The 20,078-nt window shown below is 73.6% G+C and carries 10 protein-coding genes; 4 read left to right on the forward strand and 6 right to left on the reverse strand.

The window, feature by feature from the left end; genetic code table 11:
- The first annotated feature begins 49 nt into the window (after positions 1 to 49).
- The 3 genes from ACGFZK_RS33525 (at position 50) to ACGFZK_RS33535 (ending at position 13,131) form a co-directional block, all read left to right on the forward strand.
- Positions 50 to 11,017, forward strand: coding sequence for an amino acid adenylation domain-containing protein (locus ACGFZK_RS33525; protein WP_393852626.1), 10,968 nt, complete (start codon positions 50 to 52; stop codon positions 11,015 to 11,017).
- Positions 11,004 to 12,704 (forward strand): ABC transporter ATP-binding protein, encoded by a 1,701-nt coding sequence (locus tag ACGFZK_RS33530; RefSeq protein WP_393852627.1) that lies wholly within the window; start codon positions 11,004 to 11,006, stop codon positions 12,702 to 12,704. Before ACGFZK_RS33525 ends, ACGFZK_RS33530 begins: the two co-directional genes overlap by 14 nt.
- A 109-nt stretch (positions 12,705 to 12,813) precedes the next feature.
- Entirely contained in the window at positions 12,814 to 13,131 is a 318-nt protein-coding gene (locus ACGFZK_RS33535) for a hypothetical protein (protein WP_393852628.1), read from the forward strand.
- Positions 13,132 to 13,220: 89 nt separating this feature from the next.
- Here ACGFZK_RS33535 and ACGFZK_RS33540 read toward each other — a convergent pair whose 3' ends face one another.
- The 6 genes from ACGFZK_RS33540 to ACGFZK_RS33565 are packed head-to-tail and all read right to left on the reverse strand — an operon-like array spanning position 13,221 to position 19,537.
- Positions 13,221 to 14,306, reverse strand: a complete 1,086-nt coding sequence (locus ACGFZK_RS33540) for an alpha/beta hydrolase-fold protein (RefSeq protein WP_393852629.1) — start codon at positions 14,304 to 14,306, stop codon at positions 13,221 to 13,223.
- A 35-nt stretch (positions 14,307 to 14,341) separates the two neighbouring features.
- On the reverse strand, positions 14,342 to 15,238 hold the full coding sequence (locus ACGFZK_RS33545) for an STM4011 family radical SAM protein (protein ID WP_393852630.1): 897 nt from the start codon (positions 15,236 to 15,238) through the stop codon (positions 14,342 to 14,344).
- A gap of 5 nt (positions 15,239 to 15,243) precedes the next feature.
- On the reverse strand, positions 15,244 to 16,620 hold the full coding sequence (locus ACGFZK_RS33550; RefSeq protein ID WP_393852631.1) for an STM4012 family radical SAM protein: 1,377 nt from the start codon (positions 16,618 to 16,620) through the stop codon (positions 15,244 to 15,246).
- Positions 16,617 to 17,423 (reverse strand): STM4013/SEN3800 family hydrolase, encoded by an 807-nt coding sequence (locus ACGFZK_RS33555; RefSeq protein WP_393852648.1) that lies wholly within the window; start codon positions 17,421 to 17,423, stop codon positions 16,617 to 16,619. Before ACGFZK_RS33555 ends, ACGFZK_RS33550 begins: the two co-directional genes overlap by 4 nt.
- A 19-nt stretch (positions 17,424 to 17,442) precedes the next feature.
- Positions 17,443 to 18,567 carry an STM4014 family protein gene (locus ACGFZK_RS33560; protein WP_393852632.1) on the reverse strand — a complete coding sequence of 375 codons (1,125 nt, stop codon included), beginning with the start codon at positions 18,565 to 18,567 and terminating at the stop codon, positions 17,443 to 17,445.
- 10 nt (positions 18,568 to 18,577) lie between these two features.
- Complete coding sequence (locus tag ACGFZK_RS33565) at positions 18,578 to 19,537, reverse strand: STM4015 family protein (protein WP_393852633.1); 960 nt, start codon at positions 19,535 to 19,537, stop codon at positions 18,578 to 18,580.
- A gap of 210 nt (positions 19,538 to 19,747) precedes the next feature.
- On the opposite strand from ACGFZK_RS33565, the gene ACGFZK_RS33570 reads away from it, so the two are divergent.
- Positions 19,748 to 20,074 carry a hypothetical protein gene (locus tag ACGFZK_RS33570; protein ID WP_393852634.1) on the forward strand — a complete coding sequence of 109 codons (327 nt, stop codon included), beginning with the start codon at positions 19,748 to 19,750 and terminating at the stop codon, positions 20,072 to 20,074.
- Positions 20,075 to 20,078 lie beyond the last annotated feature (4 nt).

Raw genomic sequence — 20,078 nt, forward strand, 5'->3', positions numbered from 1 at the left:
TTTTCGACCTAGGCCAACTTATCGATCTGGAAGGGGCGTTGAGCCTTCGATGAGGGAATCGACCGCTCGTCTCGTGCTGCTTTCTCCCACCCGCCTGGCCGACGTGCGCCGACGGGCCGGTGACTACTGCGACACCACCATCGCCCGGGCGTGTGCCATCGGGCTGGCGTACTGGGCGACGGGCCACCACCCCGCCGGGCTGGAGCTCACCCCCGGCACGCTGTTCGCCGACGTCCTCGGATGGGCCGACAGCGGCGGCGCCGGACCGGTCGGTTGGGAGGTCGCAGCGCAGAGCGCGGACGGCACGGACGGCGCGGCCGGGCGGAGCATCACCGTCCCGGAAGGCGTCGTACCAGCCGATGCGCAGCTCGCCCTGGACGACCTGGCCGACTTCCCGGACCGGCCGCTCTCCACCATCGGCCCGTCCGGTGTCGCTTCGAGGCTCGCGACCCTGGCCGAGTGGAACGACACGGGGGCGGACCGGGTCCGCCCGACCATCGTCGAGATGTTCCGTGAGCAGGCACGCCTGCGGCCCGAAGCCGTCGCCGTCGTCGACGAGCACCGTTCGCTGACCTACCGTCAGGCTGCCGAGCTCTCCAGCCAGCTGGCCCACCACCTGATCGAACGCGGACTCGCGGCCGAACAGCTCGTCGCCGTCTCCCTGGACCGCTCCGCCGCCATGGTGATCGGCCTCCTCGGCGTCCTCCAGGCGGGAGCCGCCTTCGTACCGCTCGACCCCCAGTGGCCCGCCGCGCGCCGTATCGCCGTCATCGCCGACGCCCGTGTCGTCCTCCAGCTGAACGACTCGGGCGAACACGCCCCGGACGAACCGGAAGCCGTGCCCGTCGACCTCGGCGACTGGCGGTTCGGCTCCTACCCGGGTGAGGGGACCGGGGTCACCGTCCCCGGCGGCGCCCTGGCCTATGTGATCTTCACGTCCGGCTCGACCGGCCGGCCCAAGGGCGCGATGATCCGCCACGAGGCGATCAGCGAGCGCCTGCTGTGGCAGGTCGAGGAGATCCTGGGCTTCGGCCACGACGACGCGTCGCTGTTCAAGGCGCCGCTGTCGTTCGACATCTCCGTCAACGAGATCTTCCTGCCCCTGGTGTGCGGCGGCAGGCTCGTGGTCCTGCGACCCGGCGGCGAACGCGACCCGCACCACCTGCTGAGCGTGATCGCCGAGCACCGCGTCACCTTCACCTACCTGGTGTCGTCCATGCTGGACGTACTGCTGGAGATCGCGGGGGACTCCGGGCGGCTGGACAGCCTGCGCCACGTGTGGTGCGGCGGCGAGGTGCTCACCCCGGAGCTCTACGAACGCTTCCGCGCCCGCCTCGACATACCCATGTACCACGGCTACGGCCCCGCCGAGACGACGATCGGCGTCTCGCACGTCGTCTACCGCGGCGCGGCGGAACGCCTGTCGACGTCGATCGGCCGGCCCAACCCCAACACCCAGCTCTACGTACTGGACGGGGAACTGCGCCCGGTCCCGGTCGGCGTCGGCGGCGAGCTGTACGTCGGAGGCTTCCTGCTCGGCCGCGGATACGTGGGCGCGCCCGGCCTGACGGCCTCCCGCTTCGTCGCGAACCCCTTCGCCGCGGACGGCTCCCGGCTGTACCGCACCGGCGACCTCGCCCGCTTCGCCCCCGACGGGTCGCTGGACTTCCTCGGCCGCGCCGACAACCAGATCAAGATCCGCGGGATGCGGCTGGAGATCGAGGACGTCGAGGTCGGACTCGCCGAGCACCCCGCGGTACGGCACACCTGCGTCGTCGCCAGGAAGAACGCGGCCGGCGGCACCTACCTCGTGGGCTACGTGATCCCCGCCGGCGGGAGCGAGGACCTGCGCGCGGACGAGGTCAGGGCCTGGGCCGCCGCGCACATGGTGGAGTACATGGTGCCCGCCCACATCGTCGTGCTGAAGGAGTTCCCGCTCACCGCGAACGGCAAGCTCGACCGGGCCGCACTGCCCGGGCCCGAGCCGGTGACCGGCGCCGGCGTGGCGGCCCCGCCCGTCACCGAGAACGAGCGCCTGGTGTGCGCGGCCGTCGCGGCGGTGCTGCGGCGGGACGCGGTCGGCGTCGACCAGGACTTCTTCCGGCTCGGCGGGGACAGCATCCTGGCGATTTCCCTCCTGAGCGCCCTGCGCGAAGCGGGCCTCCACGTCACGGCCCGCCAGATCTTCACCAACAGCGTCGTCGGCGCGCTCGCGGCGGTCGCGGACCGCGAGGCCGCCGCCGTGGACCACGGCGACGTCGCCACCGGAACCGTCGTGGGATCACCCATCGTGCAGTGGCTCGGCGAAACCACCGACGCCGTCGACGGCTTCGTACAGTCGGTCGTGCTGAACACCCCGGCCGACCTGACGGCCGACGCGCTCGACGCGATCCTCACCGCCCTGGTCGCACGGCACGACATGCTGCGCGCCAGGCTGGTACGCGGCGAGCGCTGGAGCTTCGAGATCCCGGAGCCCGACCGCGCCGTGGCGCGATGGCAGGAGAGCGACCGGCCGGTCGAGGAGTGCGTCGCGCTCGCCACCGACGGGCTGGACCCGGCGGGCGGGGTGATGCTCAGTGCCGTCTGGCGCCGTGAGGCGCGCCGACTGGTCCTGGTCGCCCACCACGTGGTGATCGACGGCGTGTCCTGGCGGATCCTGATGGAGGACCTCTCCACCGCCTGGCGCTGGTACGTCTCCGGCGCGCCCATCGACCTGCCCCCGGTGGGCACCTCGTTCCGGCGCTGGACCCAGCTGCTGGGGCGCGCGGAGTTCGACGCGGACCGCGCCTGGTTCCAGCGCCCCCTGCCCGGCGCCGACGCGCCGCTGGGCCGCCGCGCGCTGTCCGAGGCCGACACCGTCGCGAACGAGCGGACGACGACCCTCTCGGTCGGCCCCGACGTCACGGCCGCGCTGCTCGGTGAGATCCCCGCGAGGTTCCACGCCGGCGTCAACGACGTACTGCTGACCGCGCTCGCCGTCACCCTCACCCGGTGGCGCCGCGACCTCGGACACGGCCAGACGTTCGCGCACATCGAGCTGGAGGGCCACGGCCGCGAAGGCCGGTACGTGGCGGACTCCGCCGGCTTCGAGCCGGAACTCTCCCGGACCGTGGGCTGGTTCACCACCCTCTTCCCGGTGACCGTCGACCCCGGCGCGGCCACCGACCTCACGGACCCCGCGTACCTGGTCACCGCCCTCAAGGCGGTCAAGGAGGACCTCGCCCGGGTGCCGAGCAACGGCGTCTCCTACGGCGCCCTGCGGTACCTGGCGGACGCCGCCTTCGCCGCGCCCGCACCGCAGGTGCTGTTCAACTACCTGGGCCGCTTCGACGCGGGCGCGTCCGGCGACTGGGAACTCGCCGGCACCACGGGACAGCTGGGGGAGAAGCGCGACCCGAGGATGCGCCTGCCGCGCGCCCTGGAGTTCAACGCGATCGCCGAACCCGCCGCGATCGCCGAGCCCGCCGCGGCCGGCGGCACGTACGCGTACGAACTGGTCACCACTCTCTCCTGGCCCGACGGGCTGTTCACCGACGAGGACGTCGAGACCATCGGCCGGTACTTCCGGGAGGCCCTGACCGGCCTGGCCGCACTGGCCGCACTCGACCCGGGCGGCCACTCGCCCAGCGACTTCGGCCTGTCGGCGCTCACCCAGGCCGACGTCGACGAGCTGGACGGCCCGGCCCTGCGGGACGTCCTGCCGCTGACCCCGCTCCAGGAGGGGCTGTACTTCCACTCGGTCTTCGACGACGACTCCCCGGGCAGCTACGTCGAACAGCAGCTGCTGACCCTGGACGGGGAGGTGGACGCCGACCGGCTCGCGGCGGCGGCCACCCGGCTGCTCACCCTCTTCCCCAACCTCGCCGCGCGGTTCGTGGCCCTCGCCGACGGCCGCGTCGTCTCCGTACTGGAGGGCGGGGTGGAGGCCCCCTTCACCACGCTGGACCGCCCCGGCATCACCGACGAGGAGATCCGCGAGCACGCCGAGCGGGACCGCCGCGCAGGCTTCGACCTGGCGAGCGGCCCGCTGATGCGGTACACGCTCATCCGCGCCGGCTCCGGCCGCAGCGTCCTGGTGCAGACCGTGCACCACGTCATCGCCGACGGCTGGTCCGTGCCGCCGATGCTCCGCGCGCTGCTGAGCGAGTACCACGCGCCGGGGACCGTGTACCCGCTCGGCGGCTTCACCGACTACGTGCGCTGGCTCGCCGAGCGCGACGAGGACGAGAGCGACCGGGTGTGGCGCGAGGAGCTCGCCGGGCTGCCCGGCCCCTCACTGGTCGCCGAGGGGCACACCCCTTCCGACCGGTTCGACGACACGGCCGCCCCGCCGGAGGGCGACATCGACGAGGCCGCCCGGTCCGCCGGCGTACCGCTCAGCGTGGCCGTGCACAGCGCCTGGGCGGCGACCCTGGGCGGTCTCCTGCACGGCAGGGACGTCGTCTTCGGCTCCACGGTGTCCGGGCGCGACGCGGACGTGCCCGGCATCGGGGACATGGTGGGTCTGTTCATCAACACGATCCCCGTGCGGGCCCGTTGGGCCGCCACCAGCACCGCCCGCGAGCTGCTCGCCTCGGTGCGCGAACACCAGAGCGCGGTACTGGCGCACCAGCACGTCTCGCTGGCGCGCATCAGCCGCCAGAGCGGCGCCGGCCCCCTCTTCGACACCCTGGTGGTGTTCGACGTGGCGACCGACGTCGCAGCGCTGCGCGGGCCCGGGCACACCCTCGTCGTCACCGACATCGTGAACGAGGGCGCCCCGCACTACCCGTTGACACTCGTGGTGGAGCGGGCACTCGACGGCAGCCCGCGGTTCAACCTGATCTACGACGGCGCGCTGCTGCGGGAGGCGGCCGCCCGGACGATCCTGGACACGTTCACCCGCACCCTCACCGGCCTGCTCACCCGGCCCGACGCCCTCGTCGACGACCTGGCGGCCACCGGCGCCCGGACCCCCGCGCGGATCACCCCGACGACCTTGGGCGCGCTGTTCGACGCCGCCGCACACCGCGACCCGGCCGCCACCGCCGTCACCCAGTGCGCCCTCGACGGCGGTGCCCGGTCCCTGACCTACGGCGAACTGGCCGCCGCCAAGGACGAACTGGCCTCGGCCCTGCGCGCCGCCGGTGTCCGGCCGGGCGAACGGGTCGCCGTCGCCGTCCCGCGCTCCCTGGAACAGGTCGTCGCCCTGGTCGCGGTCGTCACCGCGGGCGGTGCGTACGTACCGCTGGACCTCGCGTACCCGGACGAGCGGCTGGAGTACGTCCTCGCCGACGCGGCCCCGCAGGTCGTCCTCGTGGACCGGGAGCACCGGAACCGCTTCACGCGCCTGCTGGCGCAGGCGGGCGTACCGGCCCGGGTGCTCGTACAGGGCGACCCGATGCCCCAGGCGGAGGTGCGCGATTCCCCCGACGCCGACTGGCACGATCCCGCGTACGTGATCTACACATCCGGATCGACCGGCAGGCCCAAGGGCGTCGTCGTCCCGCACTCCAGCGTGGTGACCCTCCTCGCGAACACCCGGCCCGACATGGACTTCGGCCCCCACGACGTGTGGGTCCAGTTCCACTCCTACTCCTTCGACTTCGCGGTGTGGGAGCTGTGGGGCGCGCTCGCGCACGGAGCCGAACTGCTCGTACCGGAGTACGGGCTCACCCGCTCCCCGGCCGACTTCCACCGCCTGGTGCGCGAGCGCCGGGTGACCGTCCTCAACCAGACCCCGTCGGCCTTCTACCAGTTCATCGAGGCCGACCGGCACGCCGACGAGCCGGTCACCGCCCTGCGCCGGATCATCTTCGGGGGCGAGGCGCTGGACCTCGGGCGGCTGCGCGGCTGGGTCGAGAGGCACGGCGCCGCCTCACCCGAGCTCGTCAACATGTACGGCATCACCGAGACCACCGTGCACGTCACCCACCGGGTCCTGACCGACGAGGACTTTCGCCCCGGCGACGACGTCAGCCCGATCGGAGGCCCGATCCCCGGCCTGGTCACCCACCTGCTCGACGAGCGGCTCCGACCGGTGCCGCCGGGCCGGGTGGGCGCCATCTACGTCGCCGGCGACCAGGTCTCCCTCGGCTACCTGGGCCGGCCGTCCCTCACCGCGGGCCGGTTCGTGGCGGACCCCTTCGCGGGCGACGGCTCCCGCATGTACCACACGGGCGACCTCGCCCGCCGGACGCTCGACGGCGAGCTGGAGTTCACCGGCCGCGCCGACGACCAGGTGCAGCTCAAGGGCTTCCGCATCGAGCCCGGCGAGGTGGAGTCCGCGATCCGGGAACTCGACGGTGTGGTCGACGTGGCCGTCACCGTGGCCGGCAGCGGCGACCACCTGGTCGCGCACCTCGTGGGCCGGGTGCCCGGCGACCTCGCCGACCTGCTCGCCTCGAAGCTGCCCGTCCACATGGTGCCCGGCCTCGTCCTGCCCGTCGACGCGCTGCCACTGACCGTCAACGGCAAACTGGACCGCAAGGCCCTGACCGAACGCGCCGCGGCCCCCGCCACTCCCGCAGCCGCTGCCGGCTCCGCCCTCACCGCCCTGGTCGGCATCTTCACCGAGACCCTGCCCGGCACCGCGGTGGACGGTGACAGCGACTTCTTCCGGGCCGGCGGCGACAGCATCCTCGCCATCACCGTCGTCAACCGGGCCAGGGCGCTGGGTCTCACGATCGCCCCGCGGGACGTGTTCCTGCTCAGGACACCGCGGGCGCTCGCCGAACACCTGGCGAACAGCACCCCGCAGACTGCGGCGCCCGCCGCACCCGCCCCCCACGAGGACGGCCCGCTGACGCCGACCCCCATCATCCTGCGCCAGCGCGAACTCGGCGGTTCCCTCGCCCGGTTCGCCCAGGCCCGGACCCTGGTCGCGCCCGAGGGCGCCGCTCTCGCCGACGCCGAGCGCGCCGCGAACGCCGTCGTCGCCGCGCACCCGGCCCTGCGGCTGCGGCTGCTCGTCGCACACGGGGTATGGGCCCTGCGCACCGAACCCGCCCGCGAGGTCACCGTCGTACGGAGCGACGCGCCCGACGCGACGACGGCGGCGAACGAAGCCGCCGGACGGCTCGATCCCGAGACCGGAGAGGTCGTCGCCTTCTCCTGGCTGGAGGCGAGCCGGACCCTCGTGGTCACCGTGCACCACCTCGCCGTCGACGCCGTGTCGTGGCTGATCCTGCTGGACGACCTCACCACCGCCCTGCGCGGGACCCCGCTCGCACCGCCGACCACCCCCTACGCCGCGTACGCGCAGGCACTGGCCGACCGGTCCGCCCAGGAGACCGACGGCCTCGGGCACTGGATCACCACCCTCCAGGCGCCCCCGCTGGTGCCCGCGGTCCAGGGGCTGCGCGAGACCACGGTCGTGCTACCGGCCGAGGTGAGCGAGCAGGTGACGCGCACCGCGCCCGCCGCACTCCGCGTAGGCCTCACCGAACTGCTGTGCGGCGCGCTGCGCACCGCACTGACCCGCATCCAGCGGTCGCCCACCGATCTCGCGATCGAGCTGGAGCGGCACGGCCGGCTCCCGGCATCGGCCCACCACGACTACACCCGAACCGTCGGCTGGTTCACCTCCATCGCGCCGGTGCGGCTCACGGCGCACACCGACCCCGTCGCCGCGGCGCGCGAGGTCACCGAACGCCAGCCGGACGAGCGGGCGCACATCGCGTACGGCGGGCTCAGGTACCTCAACCCGCAGACGGCCCCGCTGCTGACCGCCCGCCCGCAGGTGCTGTTCAACTACCTGGGCCGCGGCGACGAGTCCCAGGCGCTCCACCTCACCGGAGACGGCCGGGACGGCAGCCCGTACGCCGTCGAGGTCAATGCGTGGACCGACGCCGCCACCGGAAGCCTGCACGCGGTCTTCACCCTCGCCGCAGGCGTACCCGACGAGATCACCGACCACTGGCGCGCCGCACTGGAACACCTCGCGGAGGCCGCCACGACGGCCGAGCGCACCGCGCCGGTCACCCCGCTCCAGCGCGGCCTGTTCTTCCAGGCGCAGATGGCGGGCCCGGCCGGACACTACGTCGCGCAGAGCTGGTTCACCTTCGACCGGCGCCTGGACACCGACGCGCTGGCCGAGGCGATGGCATGGGTGATCGCCCGGCACCCGGCCGTGGGCGCCGGCTTCTCCACCGACGGCGAGGGGAGGGCCGTCCAGGTCCTGGGCGCGGGCCGCCGGGTCGGCATCCGTACGATCGACCTCGCCACGGAAGCGGAAGTCGACGCCCTGCTCGCCCGGGACCGCGACACCGGATTCGACCCGGGCGAGCCGCCGTTGATCCGCCTCACCGTGGTGCGGCTGCCCGGGGACCGCGACGGCCTGCTGCTGAGCTACCACCTGCTGCTGTGGGACGGATGGTCCCGCGAGATCGTCCTGCGCGACCTGTTCGACGCCTACGAGGCAGCCGTGGCAGGCAAGTTGCCGCCCCCGGCCCAGGCCACACCGAGCTTCGAGGACTACGCCCGCGCGCTCGACGCCAAGGACCCGGCCGTCTCGGAACGCTTCTGGGCGCAGCACCTGACCGGCCTCACCGGCCCGACCCTGCTCGCCGGACCCGCGCCCGCCCTGGTCGACGACCTGCCCCGCACGCTCGTGCACCGGCTCTCCGCCGAACGGTCCGAACTGCTGCGGGAGGTCGCCCGGACGCACGGCGTCACCCTGAACTCCGTACTGACCGGCGCCTTCGGCCTGCTGCTGGGCGCGCGCACGGGCCGCCCCGACGCCGTGTTCGGCGTGACCGTCTCCGGCCGCGAGGGCGAGGACCTGTCCGGCATCGTCGGCGTGCTGCTCAACACCGTGCCCATGTGGACGCGGGCCCGGCCGGACGACACGGTCCGGGACTACCTGACGGCCGTACAGGCGGCCCGGGTCGAGGCGATGGAGCACGAGCACCTCGGGCTCGGCGAGATCCAGCGGGCCGGCGGACACGACACGCTCTTCGACAACCTGTTCGTGCTCCAGAACTTCCTGGACATGGACGCGTTCGCCGAGATGAACGCCCGGCACGGCATCACCGCGGTACGGGCCGACGACTCCACGCACTACCCGTTCACCTGGGTCGTCACGCCCGGCGACCGGCTCACCATCAAGCTGGAGTACCGCGACCACGACACCGGGGCGGCCCGGCGGCTCCTCGACGGCTACCTGGACGTGCTCGAGGACCTGGCCCGGGCCACCGGGCCACTGGGCGCACTGCCGGGCGCGGGTCCGGTACCCGAGCCCGCCGCACGTACGGACATCGGCACGGACACCGTGGTCGACCGCTTCGACCGGGCGGCCGACCGGGACCCGCAGCGGATCGCGCTCGTCGCCCACGGCCGGACCCTGACCTTCGGCCGGCTCCGGGACCGCAGCCGCGAGCTGGCGGGTGTGCTCGCCGCCCGCGGCATCGGACCCGAGAGGACGGTGGCCCTCGCCGTCCCGCGCTCCCTCGACTCGATCGTGGCGCTGTTCGCCGTACTGCGCGTGGGCGCCGCCTACGTGCCGCTGGAGCTGGACCACCCGGACGAGCGGATCGCCGCGATCGTCGCCGACGCCCGCCCGGACGTGATCCTCACCGTGAGCGCCGTGTCGCCCCGGCTGACCGGAGACCTGATCGAGCTGGACCGGCCCCTGCCCGAGGCCGAACCGTACGTGACCTTCGCCCCGGACGACCCCGACCGCCTGCGCCACCCCGCGTACACGATCTACACCTCCGGATCGACCGGACGGCCCAAGGGCGTGGTGACCGAGTACGCCGGACTCACCAACATGCTCGTCAACCACCAGCGCCGGATCTTCGAACCGGTGCTGGCGGAACACGGCCACCGGGTCTTCCGCATCGCCCACACCGTGTCGTTCGCCTTCGACATGTCGTGGGAGGAACTGCTGTGGCTCGCGGACGGCCACGAGGTGCACATCTGCGACGAGGAACTGCGCCGCGACGCCCCCCGCCTGGTCGAGTACTGCCTCGAGCACGGGATCGACGTCATCAACGTGACCCCTACCTACGCACAGCAACTGGTGGCCGAGGGCCTCCTCGAGGACCCCGAGCGACGGCCGGCGCTGGTGCTGCTCGGCGGCGAGGCCGTCACCCCGACCCTGTGGCAGCGGCTCGCCGAGACCGAGGGGACCGTCGGGTACAACCTGTACGGGCCCACCGAGTACACCATCAACACCCTGGGCGTCGGCACCTTCGAATGCCAGGACCCGGTGGTGGGCGTGGCGATCGACAACACGGACGTGTACGTCCTGGACCCGTGGCTGCGGCCCCTGCCGGACGGAGTCCCCGGCGAGCTGTACGTGGCGGGCATCGGCATCGCGCGCGGCTACCTCGGCCAGCCCGCCCAGACCGCGGACCGGTTCGTCGCCTGCCCGTTCGGCGCGCCCGGCGAGCGCATGTACCGTACCGGCGACCTGGTGCTCCGGCGGCCCGACGGGAACCTGATGTACCTGGGCCGCACCGACCAGCAGGTCAAGATCCGCGGACACCGGGTCGAACTGGGCGAGGTCGAGGCCGCGTTCGCCGCGCATCCGGCGGTGCTGTTCGCCGCCGCGGTCGCCCAGCCCGACCCGCAGGTCGACGGAGCGCACCGGCTGGCCGCCTACCTCGTACTCGGCGGCCCGGACGGCTCCGACCTCGCGGCGGTCGCCGCCGACGTGGGCGCCGGGCTGCCGGACTTCCTGCGCCCGACGCACTACGCGCAGGTCGACCGCATCCCGCTGACCGTGAACGGGAAGGCGGACACCAAGGCCTTGCCGGAGGCCAGGCCGCTCGGCACGCTGACCACGGCGGGAGAGCGCGGCCCGGAGACCGGGACCGAGACGGTGGTGTGCGAGTTCTTCGCCGAAGCACTCGACCTGGACGACGACGAGGTGAGCGCGTTGAGCGATTTCGTGTCCCTGGGAGGACACTCCATGCTGGCGGTGCGGCTGATCGGCCTGCTCCGCCGGGAGTACGGTCCTGTGATCACGGTCCGTGATCTGTTCACCCTGCGAACCCCCGAAATGATTGCCCGCCACCTCGATGAAAACTCCTGACGCGCGGCGGCCCCGACCGGGGTCCGACATCCTCCGGACCGCCCTGCGCCGCAACCTCGGCGCCATGGCCTGGGGCACCGTCCTCATGGGCCTGTACCAGGCCGGAGAGACGGCCTTCCCCATCGCGCTCGGCCTGATCGTCGAGCACACGATGCAGGACCGCAGCCCCGGCGCGCTCGCCCTGTCGATCGGCGTACTGGCCGTGATCATCACGACCGTGTCGCTGTCGTGGCGGTTCGGCATGCGCATCCTGCAGAAGGCCAACACGACCGAGGCACACCGCTGGCGGGTGCAGGTCGCGGACTGCGGACTCGAGCCGGTCGCCAGGGACGCCGGCCTCAAGTCCGGCGAGGTGCTGACCATCGCCACCGAGGACGCCGACCAGACGGCCGACATCATCGAGGTGGTACCGCTGCTGATCAGCTCCCTGGTCGCCGTGCTCGTCGCGGCGGTCGCGCTCGGGCTGGCCGACATCCGGCTCGGCCTGCTGGTGATCGTGGGAACCGTCGCGATCCTCTCCGTCCTGAGCGTGATGTCCAAGCGGATCGGCTCCAGTACCCGCGAACAGCAGGCCAGGGTGGCCCGGGCGGGCGCGAAGGTGGCCGACCTGATCACCGGCCTGCGCCCGCTGCACGGCTTCGGCGGCAACCACGCGGCCTTCCGGTCCTACCGGAAGGTCAGCACGGAGGCGAAGCACCAGGCGATCACCGTGGCCGGGGTGAACGGCGCGTACGCCGGCACCGCGGCGGCCCTCAACGCGGCCCTCGCCGTCGGGGTGACCCTGACGGCGGGCTGGCTGGCCTTCGACGGCCGCATCAGCGTCGGGGAGCTGGTGATGGCCGTGGGGCTCGCCCAGTTCATCATGGAACCGCTGAAGATGTTCTCGGACATGCCCAAGTACGTGATGATGGCCCGCGCGTCGGCCGAGCGGATGGCGCTGGTCCTGGTCGCGCCACCGGTGGCGACCTCCGGGCCGGAGCGCCCGGCCGCGGGCGGGGACCTGGAGATCGACTGCGTCCGGTACGGGGCCCTGCGCGACCTGAAGTTCGAGGTGCCCGCGGGCCAGTTCGTGGCGATCGCCGTCTACCAGCCGCGCGCGGCCGCCGACCTCGCCGCGATCCTGGCCCTCAGGGTCCCGCCCCACGCCTACGAGGGAGTGGTGCGGGTCAGCGGGGAGGAGCTCGCCGCGCTGTCGATCGAGGCGGTCCGCGCACACATGCTGGTGAACCCGTACGACGGGGAGATCTTCGCGGGCACCCTCCGCACGAACATCGACCCGTCGGGCACCAGCCGCACGGTCGCCGAGGCCGTCGAGGCGTCGATGCTGACCGACGTCGTCGCCCTCCACCGCGAGGGACTCGACCACGGCGTCCGCGACCGCGGCGCGAACCTCTCCGGTGGCCAGCGCCAACGCCTCTCCCTCGCCCGCGCCCTCGCCGCCGACACCGACATCCTCGTCCTGCACGACCCGACCACGGCAGTGGACGCGGTCACCGAACAGCTCATCGCCCGCAACGTCGCGGAGCTGCGCCGGGGCCGCACCACGATCGTGATCACCAGCAGCCCGGCCCTCCTGGACGCCGCCGATCGCGTGCTGGTCCTGGACGACGGCGCCGTCACGGCCGAGGACACCCACCGCAACCTCCTCGCGGGCGACGAGGGCTACTACCTGGCGGTGGCCCGGTGAGCGGGTGCCGGCGGCGGCACGGACCGGGTCCGGCCCGCTGCCTTCGCCCGAACGCCGGTATCGGGCGCGGGGAGCGAGTTTCCCCGCGTTGTCGGGGCATCTGTGTCCCATGACCATTTACGTCGTCACCCTCCCCGGCACCCTGCTCACCGAGCTGACCCCCGAGGCACGCACGGAACTCACCCGCGCGCTGCGCGGCTCCGACCCGCGCGAGACGGACCTGGGAGCGGCCGAAGACCTGGACCTCCTCACCCTCTATCCGGACTCGTCGGCCTTCAGCCTGCGACTCGAGGTCGAGGCCGCCGACACGGCAACGGCCGAGGCCCAGGCACGGGACCTGGCCACCGCCGCCCTCCGCACCGTCGGTCTCACCCCGCAAGCCGCCCCCCTCGGCGACCCGGTGATCACCGGAATCGCCGGGGGCTAGGGGGTGTCTTGCCGATCAGGCCGGGCTCGCGGTGCCTGGTGCGCACGCTCGGCACCGCTCGCTGATCCGGCCTGATCGGCAAAACACCCCTAGGCGAGAGCCCAGGCGACGTCCCGGAGCAGGGCCTCGCGCCAGCCCGCGCGGTCGTGGCCCGACGCCGACCGGGAGACCCGTACGGTCGCCCCGGCCCGTTCCGCCAGGGTCTCGGCCGCCTCACAGTGGGGCAGCATCCGCGTCTCGTGTTCCCCCACGTCGAAGGCGATCCGCAGCCCGGACAGGTCGGGTCGCTCCCGCAGGCGGGCCGCGATCGTGCCGCCGACCGGGCCCCCCAGGGGGTCCGCCGACTTCACGGCGTCGGGTGTCCACCACAGGGACGCCGACTGGCAGGCGACGCGTGACACCAGCTCCGGGAACTCCAGCGCCGCGTACACCGCGCTCAGCCCGCCGAGGCTCTGCCCGGCGACCACCAGGCGGTCCCGGTCGGCGGGTACGCCGGATTCCGTGACCAGCGGCAGCAGCTCGTCCCGGACCGCCTCCCACAGTTCGGGCCGGCACCCGAACTCGGCCTCCCGGTCCCGGGTCGGCAGGAAGACGAGGGTGACGGGCGGCATCTCGCCACCGGCGACGGCGGAGTCGAAGGCGGTCATGGCCGGGTGCAGGTACAGCCAGTCGTCCCCGTCGAGCAGCAGCACCACGGGTCCACCGCCGCCCGCCGCATGGACCCGTACGGTCCGCCGCCCGCCGAGCCGCTCGCTCGCCCAGCGGACCCGGGTCCGCGGGACGGGCAGGACGTCGTCCGCACCGACGAGGGGCCAGTGCGGCTGGTCCGGGGCGTCCGGGGTGGCCGCGATGGACCGGTCACCGCCCGCACCGACCGGGTTGAACGGGTCGGCGTACGCGGCGTCGCCCGCGCGGAACTGGTACGTCACCCGCAGCCGCGCGGGCATCGGGACCTCGGCGTACCAGCAGTCCGTGTCGCCCCAGCGGCACAGCGGTACGTCCTGCGGCCGGCTCTCGAAAACGAGGTCGGCCGCGGAGCCGCGCCACAGGAACAGGGTCACCCAACCGCCCCCCTCGGCGGCCACCGACGCGGGCGCACCCGCCGCCGCCCAGAACTCCCCGGACCCCGGTTCGCCGGGCAGCCCGAACGCGGCGAAGACGTTCTCCAGGGACATGAAGTCTCCTTGCGAGGCGCGTAGTTAGGTGTACCTCACTTTATCGCCCGCCCGTCCGGGCGCTCCCCGAGCAGAGGCACGAGCGGCGTGCGGGCCGCCGGCACGCGTTCCAGGACGCCGCCCGCGAAGACGTCGTAGAGCGGCAGCGTCTCCAGGTGGACGTAGCCGATGTGGCAGTCGCAGGTGGTCAGCGGACAGGGCCGCGGGCCGAGCGCGCTCCGGTAGGAGCCGTCGTAGAGATTGCCGAGCTCGGCGCGGACGAAGTGACAGCGGCGGACCGTGCCGTCGCCGTCCACCGAGATCACCGACTCGCCGGTGCGGCACGGCAGTCCGGCCGAGCGGTGCGGATGCCGGCTGTACGGGAAGAGCGGGTCGACGGCGGTCCAGGTGTCGGCCTCGGCGTCCGTGTAGGTGTGGCCGTCGGCGGCGTTCACCCACAGGTAGACGTGGCCGGGCAGGGCGGCGCGCAGCCTGCGGGCGTGTTCCAGGTTCCCGGGGAGGCCGACGATGCCGACGCTGTGGCGGATCCCCCGGTCGGCGAGGTCGCGCACCTTGGCCAGGAAGCGCTCGTACGGCGTCTGTCCCGGGTGGTAGGTGCACCACAGGGCGAGGGTGTCGGGGTCGGCGTCCGCGAGCCAGTCGGTGCGGCAGCTGAGGTTGGTCTGGATGGCGACGCGGTCGACGTGCGGCTGATGGGAGAGGTCGACGAGGGCGCGGCGGTACCAGGAGCGGACCAGCCCCTCGCCCCAGGGGGTGAACAGGAGGGAGAGCCTGTCCTCGGTACGGGAGCGCGCCCAGTCGGCGAACCGTTCGAGGGCGGCCCGGTCGGCGCGCAGCTGGGCCGTGGTGTCGCGCCGCTTGGCGAAGGGGCAGTAGGGGCAGTCGTAGTCGCAGGAGGCGAGCGGGCCGCGGTAGAGCAGGGTGAGGTCCACGGCGGCTACTTGGCCTCGTAGGCGGCCATCGCGGCCCGTACGGCGGGAGAGAACAGCTCCGGGCCGAGCGCGTCGGAGTGGGCGAGGCCCTCGGGGGAGAGGCGCAGCAGCGGGCCCGTGCCGTCCTGGTCGAGCCAGCCGCGGGCGGCGAATGCGGCCAGCTCGGCGGGGAAGTCGTCGGAGGGGCCCGTGCCGAACCGCTCCCGGTAGTCGGCGACCGGCATGCCCCGGGCCTGGAGCAGCGACTGCAGGAGGTGGCGGCGGCGTGCCTCGTCGCCGTTGGTGGGGCGGCCGTGGACGGCGCGGGTGAAGTCGGCGGTGGCGGTGTAGTCGTCGATGATCCCGCGGATCTCGCCCATGTCGACCGCGTAGTCGAACGAGTAGTGCAGGCGGGAGGTGTAGGAGCGGGCGCCGCAGCCCAGGCCGATCATGCCGTCGGTCTGGCAGGCGTGGTCGTCGGGGCCCTGGGGCGCCGTGCCGGCCAGCCGGAACATGCGCATCGACACCTGCTCGTAGCCGTGGGCGAGGAGGTGGTCGCGGCCCTGCCGGTAGAGGGTCAGGCGCTGCTCGTCCCAGGCCCGGTCGGTGAGCGCGGTGCGCCGGGCGAGCCCGGTGAGGGGGCGGACGTACAGGGGGTACAGGTACAGCTCCTCGGGGCGCCAGGCCAGTGCGGCGTCCAGCGAGGTGCGCCAGGTGGCGGGGGTCTGGCCGTCGATGCCGTAGATGAGGTCGATGTTGAGGACGGGGATGCGGGCGTCGCGGATGCGGCCGAGCGCCGCCTCGACGTCGGCGCGGCGCTGGGGGCGTACGGCGGCCCGGGCCTCGTCGGGGACGAAGCTCTGGACGCCGATGCTCAGACGCGTGGCGCCCCGCTCGGCGAGGACGGCGAGCCGGTCGGCGGTGGCGGTCGCGGGGGAGGTCTCGACGGACAGCGGGACGGCGCGCAGGTCGGCGCCCATGCGCCGCTCGGCGATGTCGCAGAGCCGTTCCAGCTCGCCGGCCGTCAGGAAGGTGGGCGTACCGCCGCCGAAGGCGGCGTTGGCGAAGGAGACGGGGCCGTCGTCACCGAGGGCGTCGCGGACGGCGGCGGCCTGGCGGTCCAGCGCGTCGAGGTAGCGGCCGGTGAGCCCGTCGGGGGCGCCGATGCGGGTGAAGAGGTTGCAGAAGCCGCAGCGGACCTCGCAGAAGGGTATGTGGAGGTAGAGGGAGAGGGCGTCCTTGCGTTCGCCGTGCCACAGGTCCCGCAGGGCGGGCCGCTCGGGCAGCGGCCGGTAGGCGGTCTTGTGGGGGTACGCGTACACGTAGGCGGTGTACGGGCTGCCCGGCGGCGGCGCGGCCGGCGGCGCCGGGGCCTCGGTGGGGGAGGGCGCGAGGGCGGTCATACGGACGGCTCCAGGAAGAAGTGGGCGTACGGCACGGTCCAGACGGCCTCGTGGGCGAGGCGGTGGCCGGTGTAGCCGTCGTCGCCGTAGGTGGTGCCGTGGTCGGAGCAGACGATGACGAAGCAGCGGCGGCGGGAACTCATGGCGCTGAGCAGCCGGCCGATGTGCCGGTCGACGTACTCGAGGGCGGCGGCGTGGGTGGCGCGGGTGTCGCCCGCCTCGGCGGTGGCGCCGGGGAGGTGGAACCAGTTGGGCTGGTGCAGTGCGGAGGCGTTGAGGAAGAGGAAGAGCCGCTGCTCGGCGGGGAGCGCGGCGACGACCTGCTCGGCCCGCTCGACCTGTGCCTCGAACGAGGTGGGCGAGGCCACGCCGAACCCGGGCTCCCAGTGGCTCTCCTGGAACATTCCGGGGAGTACGTCGCCCAGCGCGCCCTGCTTGTTGAAGAAGCCGACCCCGCCGATGCACACCGTGCGGTATCCGGCCGCGGCGAGTCCGGAGACCAGGTCGGGGGTGTCGAAGACGTAGGTGCGGCCGGCGGTGGTCTCGCTGCCGGCGAAGCGGGCGGCGAACAGCCGTGGGTGTGGGCCGGGCCGGGCGGGGGTGGGCAGGAAACCGGCGAACATCGCCTGGTGGGAGGCGTAGGTGAAGCTGCCGGGGGCGTGCCGTTCCTCCCAGACGCCGCCGGGCAGGTGCCGGGCCAGGTTCGGGAGGCGTCCGGCGGCGGCCAGTTCGACGGCGACGTCGTGGCGCAGGGTGTCCAGGGTGAGCAGGAGCAGGTCGTCGCGGCCGACGACCTCGTTCATGTCGGGGAGCGCTCGGGTTTCAGGCGGGTGCACGGTGGTTCCTCGTGGGGTGGTGCTGTACGTGTCTACGGGTGGCGGCGGCGACCTGCGCCGCGTAGGTGTCGAGTCCCTCGGCGCCGCTGCCCGGTAGTCCGGTCACGCCCGGCAGGAGGTCGCCGAAGGCGTTGACCTCGCCCACCGCGAACCGGCGCCAGCCTGCGGCGGGCAGCAGGTCGACGCCGACGCACAGGGTGCCGGGGAAGCAGGCCGCCGCCCGCTCGCAGATCCGCAGGGCCTCGGTCCAGGCGGGGCCCGCGGCCCGGACCGCGGCGGACAGGTCGCCGCGCCGCCCGCCGAGGTGGAGGTTGGTCATGGGGGTACGGCTGGTGCGGACCACGGCGTGGGTGGCCCGCCCGGCCACGACGACCACGCGCAGATCGGCCGCGCCGTCGCCGAGGGAGGCCTTGGGCCACCAGCGTTCGACGTGGAGCCCGTCGGGGGCGAGGGCGTCGACCAGCGCGGCCACCTCCGGCTCGCGCGTGAGGCGCCGTACCCGCAGGGAGTTGTGCAGCCGGCCGTCCTGCGCGCTCTCCACGGACGTGGCCGCCCTGATCCGGCCCCCGCCGGCCGTTTCGACGGCGAGGACACCGGACGCGGAGGACCCGTGGGCGGGCTTCAGGAACACCCGCGGCATGTCGTGCGCGTCCATGAGGGCCCGTACGTCGTCCCAGCCGCGCACGGGTGTGTCGCCACCGGAGGTCGGCGACTGCGGTACGGGGACGCCCGCGCGGGCGAGGGCGCGGTGGCAGCGCCGCTTGTCGAAGAGGACGGCCAGCTCGTCCGCGTCGTCGAGGCGCCGGCCGCCGGCCAGCGTCCGGACGGCGGCGGTGAACGCGGCGTACCAGCGGGCCCCGCCCTCCACCCGGGTGGGGTCGTCGGCGCCGCGCAGGAGCCGGTCGACCTCGATGTTCTCCCCCGGCGACTCGAGGCGGACGATCTCGTCGCCGGCGAAGACGGCGCCGCCCTCGCGCAGGACGTCCGCCCAGGACACGACGCGCGGCGCGGGCTGCCCGGCGTCGCGCACGGCCCCGGAGAACAGGGCGACGCGCCGGTTCTCCGGGTTTCCGACGACCGCCCAGCGCGGCGGCGGTGCGTGGTCCGTCATGACCGGCGCGCTACTCGCCGACGGCGACGTAGCGCCAGATCCGGCCGTCGTCCTCGTCCTCGTCCGCGTCACCGCAGTCCAGGTCGAGGGTGACACCGGCGCCGCCCAGGACCTCCTGGAGGCGCTGCCTCAGCGGCTCGCGGAGGTAGTTGTGGTGCAGGTCCAGCTTCTTGAGGTGGGTGAGGGGCTGGCCGGAGAGCAGGGCGGTGGCGCCCTGGTCGGTGAGGACGCCCATGGACAGGTCGAGGCTCTCCAGGCGGGCGACGACGGGAGCGGAACCGACGGCGGCGGCGATCTCGTCCTGGATGTCGCTGTTGCACAGGGCCAGGTGGCGCAGGCGCGGAAGGCGGTCGCCGTCGAGGATCGGCGCCAGGTCGGCGACCACCGCGTCCCCGCCGTACTCGGCCGTACCGAGCCACAGGTCGAGGTGTTCCAGGGCGGGCAGTTCGCTGGCGGCGACGCCGCGGACGGCCTCGGCGGGCATGCCGCCGGTCTCGACGGTCAGGGAGCGCAGCTTCCGGTGGGTGACGGCGGGGAAGACCAGGCCGGAACCGCCGCGCACGCCGAACTCCTCCAGCTCCGGGAAGCCGTTGAGGAGCGGGCCGACGTCGCCCTGGTTGATCCAGCTGATTTCGCACTCCTCCGACTCCATGTCCCCGAGGAACAGGGCCCGCAGGGCGGGCAGGCGCTGGCGCGCGTCGAGGAGGGCGGTGACGATCGGCTCCGGTCCGCTGTCGTAGGCCTCCTCCCAGGAGCCGACGACGAGGGACCGGACCCGGGTGGTGTCGACGGCGGCGGTGAACCGGGCGAAGGCCGCGGGCCAGCTCTCCTCGCTGTCATAGCTGTCGCAGGAGATGCGCCAGGCGACGGCGTCCGCCGCGGGCAGGGGGGTCATGGCCTCGCTCCCCTCCCCCGGGAAGTCGAAGACGGGGAGCCCGCACGATTCCGTCAGATGCTCCTGATACCTCATGGGGTCCCCGCCGTTCCTCGCCTGTCGCGTCCGATGTGCTGCAAGTTGTACCAAGCGGCACTGACACTGCCCGAGGCAGGGCGGGGGAAGCCGGGGGAGTCCGGGGAAAGCCGCGGGGAAAGCCGCGGGGAACGCCGTTGTCAGACCCGGCCCCTACCTTCGGAGAAGAACGCGGCGCACGGGGGCGGCGCGTGGGGAAGGGGGACACCCATGTACCGGCAGGGGGACGTGCTCATCGTTCCGCTCGACGAGTCGGCCGTGCCGCAGCACGCGGCCGGGGCGGAGCAGGAGCCGAGGGACGGGCGGGGGCGAATGGTGCTCGCTCTGGGAGAGGTCACCGGACACGCGCACGCCGTGCTCGGACCCGGCAGGCTGGTCCGGGAGCCGGGCGTCTTCGGCCCGCTGCTGCTGCACCTCCCGGACGGCGGGCGGGTGGTGCACGAGGAGCACGCCGCGATACCGCTGCCCAAGGGCTGGTACCGGGTCGTGCGGCAGCGGGAGTACGTACCCGGAGCGGTACGGATCGTGGCGGACTGAGAGC

It is taken from the genome of Streptomyces sp. NPDC048257 (assembly GCF_043201855.1).
Taxonomy (GTDB): domain Bacteria; phylum Actinomycetota; class Actinomycetes; order Streptomycetales; family Streptomycetaceae; genus Streptomyces.